We start from the raw sequence: 6,620 nt of genomic DNA on the forward strand, positions 1-6,620 counted from the left end.
GAACACGCCGGGCCTCCGCCAACTGCGGCCGTGACAAAGGAGGAACAGACGAACCGGAGACAACGGAAGAAGGCTGGTACAACACGTCAACAGAGCCCCACCCGCAGACCCGCCACACCCACAGAACCAACGAAAACTGACCTTTTCGTTGGTTCTGTGGGTGTGCTCGGCCGGGAGCCCGATGCTGCGGCTCGGTCCCTTCAGTCCCTGTGGGAGAACCGCGACCAGGCCCTCGCTGCTCTGGAGACGGGCGGGATTGGTGCGGCCTCCGCCCTTGCAGCGGGTGGTGCGGCGTACGGGTGGCTGACGCGCAAGCGCCGCGAGTTCATGCCGAGTGGGTCCGCCCCCCTGCACGAAGCGCTCGCCGTACCCCTGGGCATATCGGAGCCCTTCTTCTCCGTCTTCGACTTCGGCTTCCGGGGGCGCTTCCAGATCTGCGCCCACTCCATGGGGTCATCGAGCGCAGGGTTCTTATCGAGCGCGGCGGCCATCTCCTTGGAGGCGGCGAGGGCGTCCTTGATGCTGGGCTGTTCTTCCGGCGTGCTCACGCAACTCCTCCTGTGGTGCGGCCCTGGCGCCGGGCTGTTGGGGGTGCGGCGGCGGAGCCGCCGTCGGGGCGGGCCGCGGTCGGGGGCCGTGGGCGGCACGCTCCCGGGCACCGTCCTGGAGCATGAGGACGGCGGCGTGGACGGCGGCGAGGTATTTGGTGACGGCCCTGTCGTAGGCGATGGATACCCTGCGGGAATGAGCAACGCGATATGGGATGCCCTGGCAGCGACCCCTCTCCCGTGGAAGAGGATGCTCTCGCCGCTGAACAACAGGCGCTCTCGTAACTCACTAACAAAGCCAGACGGATCTGCGTCGCACAGGAGCAATGTGGAACCGTGAGGTCGCGGTAGTGGGTGGCCTGCTCATTCGACCTCGCTCTCGCGGGCCGTCCAATGCCTCGGCATCGACAACGAACGGCTTCGCGTGGCGCTCCACGACGCGCAGGCCGTCGCGGTGCCCAGCCGTCGTCCACACCGAGTCCCGACCGGCGGGCTGCGCGGAACTTGCGGCTCAGCCAGTTCATTTATCTTGAATATTACGTTTCCTGCCGCCGGGGTGGTGCATAGGTTCCTGCGACTGGTTCTGTCCGCTGACCGGCCGGCCAGCGAGCCGGTACTGGAGGTGTGTTCGTCGATGACGTCGATGTCCGAGCGCTACCGGGAGCTGGCGTCGCTGCCGTTCGAGGGCGGGTATCCCGCGGATGCGTCCGCAAGGACGCTGGACCAGGAGCTGTACTTCCAGCGTGCCGTGCAGACCTATCTGTGGGCGCTGCCGGTGGTGAACGTGTGTGCGATGCGGGGCGGGCTCGGGAGCGCGTTCGGGTACGGGTACGGGTACCAGGTGATGTCGGTGTTCGAACAGCGGCCGAAGCCGCGGACGGTCATCACGACGCCGAACTGCGATGTCATCTACGGGATGGCGTTCGCGGACCTGAGCGAGACGGGTCCGCTGGTGGTCGAGGCCCCGCCGAGGATCCAGGGCCTGGTGGACGACTTCTGGCACCGGCCCCTGACCGGCCCACTGATCGATGGTGTGCAGTACCGGGGGACATCGGCCTGCCCGGCCCCGACGCGGGCAAGGGCGGCCAGTACCTGATCGTCCCCGACGGCCAGGAGCCGGAGAACGAGAGCGACTGGGACGGCTACTACGTGTACCGCAGCCGCACCAACGGCATCTACTTCCTGCTGCGCGGGTTATTCACCTCCGTCGACGACCTCTCGCCCGGGGTGGAATCGGTCGAGTCCATCCGCTTCAGGCCCCTCTCCGGCGACGCCGCCGACATGCAGTACGTGCGCACCTCCGACACCCCGGTCAACGCCCTTTTCCCCCGCGACGCCTCCTTCTTCGACGCGCTCGACGCCTTCATCCAGAGCGACCGGGCCGACAGCACCGACCCGTACACGCACGGCGTCCTCGCCGCTCTCGGCATCCGCCAGGGGCAGACCTTCGCCCCACCTCGCGGCAGCGGGAACTCCTGGGCCTGGCCGCGCAGACAGCGTGGAAGATGTCCAAGACCCTCGCCGCCGAGTTCGACCGCGAACCCGACGCCCTGTGGTGGGCCGGCCGCCAGTGGGTCGCCCACGCCAAGACCAAGCAGGACGACTTCTGGCACACACTCCTCGACGAGGAGTTCCGCGACCGTGCCACCGGCTACACCGACGTCAACGCCAAAGCCCAGCGCCGTCGTCGGCGCGGGCGCCAAGTACGCCAACGCCTACCGCGACCGCGACCACGACCACGACCACGACCACGACCACGACGGAAACCTGCTGCGCGGCGAGGACACCTACACCATCGATCTGCCCGCGGACCCTCCCGCCCAGCTGTTCTGGTCCCTCACCCTCTACGACGCCGAAACCGCCGCCGAAGTCGACGCCGAGGACCAGACCTTCTCCTCCCTCAACGGCATGAACGACATCGTCTTCAACGACAACCGCTCCATCACTCTCCACACCGGCCCGGAGCGCCCTGCGGGCGCCGCGAACTGGATCAAGACCGTTCCCGGGCGCGGATGGTTCGCCATCATCCGCTTCTACGGCCCCGAAGAGGCGTTCTTCGACCGCCAGTACACACCCGGTGACTTCGAGAAGGCCGTGTCCGCCTGACCTCGCGGACGATGGACCGCAGAGGGCCGGGACCGGCATTCGATCCCGGCCTCTTGCCACTTCCGGGCTACAGGGCGGTGAAGTCGGGCAGGGTCCAGGACTTGTCGAAGAACGCGTCGAGGGGCGCGTAGAGGGGCGCGTAGAGGCGGAAGTACACGAACCAGCCGTCGCCGGGGACGCTCTTCATCCAGTTGTTCTCCGCAGCCCTCGGGGGCTTCGGGGCCGATGTAGAGGTCGATGCTGCCGTCGTCGTTGAAGGTGAGCTGTTCGTCGCGACTGACGAGGCTGACGCTGCGGATCTCGGTTCCGCCATTGTCGTACGCGCGGCGGGTGGCCTCGCTGTACAGGGTGAGGGACCAGAACTGGGCCACGGGCACGTCGGCCGGGACGTGGAGGCGGTAGCCGCAGTCGGCCCGCAGAAGATTGCCGTCACCGTCGCGCTTGGTGGTCATGTACACCTGGCCGAAGCCCACGGAGGGCTGGGCCATGCCCTTGGTGCTGGTGACGGCCTCGTAGAACCACGTGGCGCGCGGGTCGAGCAGCAGGCTGGTGTCGTTCTCCTGGGAGAGCGCGAAGTCGAGGCTCTTGTACCAGGCAGTGCTGTCCCGGTACGGAGTCGCGTAGCGGGGATTGACCTGGATATTGCGAGCGAGGAGTTCGCCGAGGGCGGCTCCGTCCGCGAGGATGCCCTGGAGACGCTCGTCCGGGTCGAACGCGACGCCCTTGGCGACGCCGAGCGGTTCCAGCATCGCCATGAGGCCCTTGTCGATCTCGCGGACGGGTTCCTCCTGGAGAACGGAGGACAGATCCCTCCAGAAGTCCAGGCCCCGCGCGGGAGTGGCCGACCATTCGACATCGACGTCCTCGATGAACCGCGCCGGGGCCGGGTCGTCCCCGGCGCGCCAGATACGGAAGTTGTCCTCGATGTCCTGCTTGACCTGCGGGTCCTGGTCGAGGAGGCGGAACGCGACGATGATGTTGAGGGTCTCGGAGCGGACGACGACGCGTCCCGAGTCCTCGAACGGGCCAGCGTCGCCGTCCGGGCCGAGGACGACGTGGCTGCCGCCGTTGCCTCCGTCCGGCCCGGTCTGCCCCATGTCGGTGACCGGCCGCTGCCAGAAGTCCAGGACGCCGCCCGCGGTCGGGCCCGCGGGGTAGTCGATGAGGACGGGCCCGTCCGCGAGGCTGGTGAAGCTGCGGAGTGGTCAGGTTCGCGGTGAGGATGCCGCGCTTCTCCCGCAGCGACTCGTACACCACGAAGTCCCCGAAGCTCGTGGAGCCGAACGTCTTCGCCGCCCGGTCACGCCACGTCGCAGCTCCGATCAGCGGCAGTACCCACACGTACGCCTGCGCGGCGCGTTGGAGGTCGAACTGGTCGAACAGCAGCGCGGACGACGTGTCGGTCGGATAGCTCTGCTCCAGCTCGACCGTTCCGAACGACGTCTCGATCGTCTCGTCACCGGTCAGCTGCGCATCACGAAGGCTGGTCATCGCGTTTGAACTCCTGTCCCTAGAAACACAGTGGCGAGGGACAACGGCACGGCGAACGCCGCACCTCCCCAAGCCACGGCCCCGGCCGGGAAGGACGGCGCCGACGCCCACGAGCCTCACAGCCGAGCACTCCACGCGACCAGAACGCGAACAAGCCACCCACCTGGCACTCCGTCAACACACGGGCACTTCGGCTGAGTGCCCCCGACCAGGCCGCCCCTCCGACAGCCGACGAACCGGGGCGACCATGGGGGGCGGGGCACTGCGAGAAACGGCGGATCCGAACCCGATCGGCGCAGGTCACAAGCAAAGCCGTGGACGCCGCATGCAGACGCCCTCCGTACACAGATCTCGCAGGAAGGATGACGAGAGCTTCGAGCGCCACCCGGTGGAGCCGATCAACTCCCGGCCGGAGAGTTCACCTGATCGGGCTGCCGCGCCCCTGCGGCGGGCCTTGGGCCGCCCTTCCTCGCGCGCCGGCGGGACGTGCGGACCACCGCCCCGTGGCGGGTCACGTATCCGGGGGCTGGTCGTCTTGGCGGGGGACCTCCTGGACATCAAGGTCGGTGCGCACACGGTAGGGCCTTACGGGGTGACGCCACCGTCCGGCGCTGTCGCGGGCAACGTCGGCGCCGATTTCCAGCACCACCTCGGGCCGCACCAGGACGACGTCGAGCGTGTCCCGGCTTCCCCACCCTGCCGAGAAGCTCCGCCCCTGCCAGGGGTGCAGCTCGCCCGGTGGTGCGAGCTGGCCGGTCAGGGCACGGGTGATGTCGGAGGACAGCACGGTGGTGCGGCCGACGAAGTGCAGCTGCCCGGCGGTGTCGTACCGGGCCAGCAGCAGGGTCCGTGGGGCGGACAGGGGGCCGGACACCGCGGCCACGATCGCCTCGGTAGTGTGCCTGATCCGGTATTTGTGCCAGGTCCGGCGGCCGGGGAGGTATCGCTCGTCCAGCCGCTTGATCACCAGGCCTTCCAGTCCGGCGGCGGTCCAGTCCAGCCACTGCCGCGCGACCGCCGGGTCGGTCGTCGACGGACACAGCGTCAGCGGAGCTGTCAGCCGGTTCTCGGCGAACAGCTGTTCCAGCGCTTCCCGGCGGCGCCCGTACGGCCACCCGGTCAGGTCCGTGTCGCCCCTGTGGAGGAGGTCGAAGGCGACGAAGTGCGCCGGCTGTTCCCGGGAGGCGGCTGCGGCACGGGCACCGCGTGTGGCGGCGCGGGCCTGGAGCCGATCGAACGCGAGGCGCCCGTCCTCCCAGACGACCAGCTCGCCGTCCAGCCCAGTACCGGCGGGGAGCCGGTCGAGCGCGGCCTGCCGGACTTCGGGAAAGGCGCCGGTGAGGTCGGCGCCGCGGCGCGAGCGCAGCACCACCAGCTCGTCGCCGTGTGCTTCGAGTCGGCACCGGTATCCGTCCCACTTCGGCTCTGCCGCGTGGCCGGCGGGCAGGTCCGGGCTGCTCACGGTCGTGGTCAGTATCGGTTCGGGCAGCGACACCGCATGACGGGCCTCTTTCAGTGGTCGGTTGTGGTCCGGTGATCGGGACGATGACGGCGGAACGCCTGGCCGCCTGCTCGCGCAGGGCGGCGTTCTCGGCCAGGAGGGCAGCGATGACGGTGGCCGAGGCGTCGACTTCGGTCTGGAGTTGTTGCCGCTCGTGGCTGTTGTCCTTCAGCCGTCGGCAGAGGCGGGTGATCTCCGCGGCCTGGGCCTGGTCGTGCTTTACGGTGCCCCATCCAGGACGTGGCAGCGCCGCGTCCTGCATCACGAACGACGCAGTGCCCAAGGCAGGAGGAACCACAAGCCGGCGAACATCACGGTGGTGAGGGCGGTGATGACGACGGCTGCTGTGAGGCCGAGCACCACATCCATCAGGAGCAGGACTGCGCCGTTGAGCGCCAGGGCCAGGAAGATCAGGCCGATCTGGGCGAGGCGGGCGGAGAGGGCCACGATGCGGGGTTTCGCGCCGCGGTGGAACAAGCCGCGGTGCAGGGCCACGGGGGTGGCGAGAACGGCCGAGGTGATGACGGTCAGGAGCAGGGTAACCACGAAGGTGCCGCGCTCAAAGGCGTCGAGTCGCGGGAACCGGCTGGTGAAGGCCAGGCCGAGCAGGAAGGCGAATAAGATTTGCACGCCGGTCTGGACGACGCGCAGTTCCTGGAGGAGTTCGACCAGGTTGCGGTCGGCCCGCTCCTGCGGTGTTTCCCAGCGCGGCCTCTGCGGTTGCTGTCCTGGTTCCATCTGCATAAACCTTCACTCCGCGGGTACGTCACGATCCCGCCCCGGGCACCGATGACAGTTCGACATCACCACCAACGAAACCGGACCGAACAGGTGACGGGCCGAGCGCTCAGGGATTCAAGACTCATTGAACCGCCCCGATTCGAATGGAGACTCGATTTCATGAAAGGATCGAGTCATGGCACGACCTTCCCGTTACCCGCTTGAGCTCCGCCGTCGTGCGGTGCGCATGGTTG

At 68.4% G+C, this 6,620-nt stretch carries 7 protein-coding genes and 1 pseudogene; 3 read left to right on the top strand and 5 right to left on the bottom strand.

Annotated elements, in window-relative coordinates; translation table 11 throughout:
* Positions 1-200: 200 nt before the first annotated feature.
* The gene (locus ACIHCL_RS36685; RefSeq protein WP_399868889.1) at positions 201-548 is read right to left on the bottom strand and encodes a hypothetical protein; all 348 of its coding nucleotides are present in this window, start codon (positions 546-548) and stop codon (positions 201-203) included.
* Positions 549-1,182: 634 nt separating this feature from the next.
* Here ACIHCL_RS36685 and ACIHCL_RS36690 point away from each other — a divergent pair.
* Together ACIHCL_RS36690 and ACIHCL_RS36695 are read left to right on the top strand one after the other, a co-directional pair.
* Positions 1,183-1,644, top strand: a complete 462-nt coding sequence (locus ACIHCL_RS36690; protein WP_399868890.1) for a DUF1254 domain-containing protein — start codon at positions 1,183-1,185, stop codon at positions 1,642-1,644.
* Positions 1,644-2,654, top strand: a complete 1,011-nt coding sequence (locus tag ACIHCL_RS36695; protein WP_399868895.1) for a DUF1214 domain-containing protein — start codon at positions 1,644-1,646, stop codon at positions 2,652-2,654. The genes ACIHCL_RS36690 and ACIHCL_RS36695 overlap by 1 nt, the downstream gene beginning before the upstream one ends.
* Positions 2,655-2,721: 67 nt before the next feature.
* On the opposite strand, the gene ACIHCL_RS36700 is transcribed toward ACIHCL_RS36695, so the two are convergent.
* Positions 2,722-2,967, bottom strand: a complete 246-nt coding sequence (locus ACIHCL_RS36700; RefSeq protein WP_399868891.1) for a DUF1214 domain-containing protein — start codon at positions 2,965-2,967, stop codon at positions 2,722-2,724.
* A pseudogene (locus ACIHCL_RS36705) lies at positions 2,870-3,835 on the bottom strand (DUF1214 domain-containing protein); the annotation flags it as partial. The pseudogene ACIHCL_RS36705 and the gene ACIHCL_RS36700, both read right to left, overlap by 98 nt.
* 41 nt (positions 3,836-3,876) lie before the next feature.
* On the opposite strand from ACIHCL_RS36705, the gene ACIHCL_RS36710 reads away from it, so the two are divergent.
* Positions 3,877-4,065 (top strand): hypothetical protein, encoded by a 189-nt coding sequence (locus ACIHCL_RS36710; protein ID WP_399868892.1) that lies wholly within the window; start codon positions 3,877-3,879, stop codon positions 4,063-4,065.
* A 591-nt stretch (positions 4,066-4,656) separates the two neighbouring features.
* Here the strand turns inward: ACIHCL_RS36710 and ACIHCL_RS36715 are convergent.
* Positions 4,657-5,607 (bottom strand): ATP-dependent DNA ligase, encoded by a 951-nt coding sequence (locus ACIHCL_RS36715; RefSeq protein WP_399868893.1) that lies wholly within the window; start codon positions 5,605-5,607, stop codon positions 4,657-4,659.
* Between the two features lie 300 nt (positions 5,608-5,907).
* Positions 5,908-6,384 (bottom strand): DUF6328 family protein, encoded by a 477-nt coding sequence (locus ACIHCL_RS36720; RefSeq protein ID WP_399868894.1) that lies wholly within the window; start codon positions 6,382-6,384, stop codon positions 5,908-5,910.
* Positions 6,385-6,620: the final 236 nt, after the last annotated feature.

Source organism: Streptomyces sp. NPDC052042, assembly GCF_044548345.1.
In the GTDB taxonomy this organism is placed as follows: domain Bacteria; phylum Actinomycetota; class Actinomycetes; order Streptomycetales; family Streptomycetaceae; genus Streptomyces.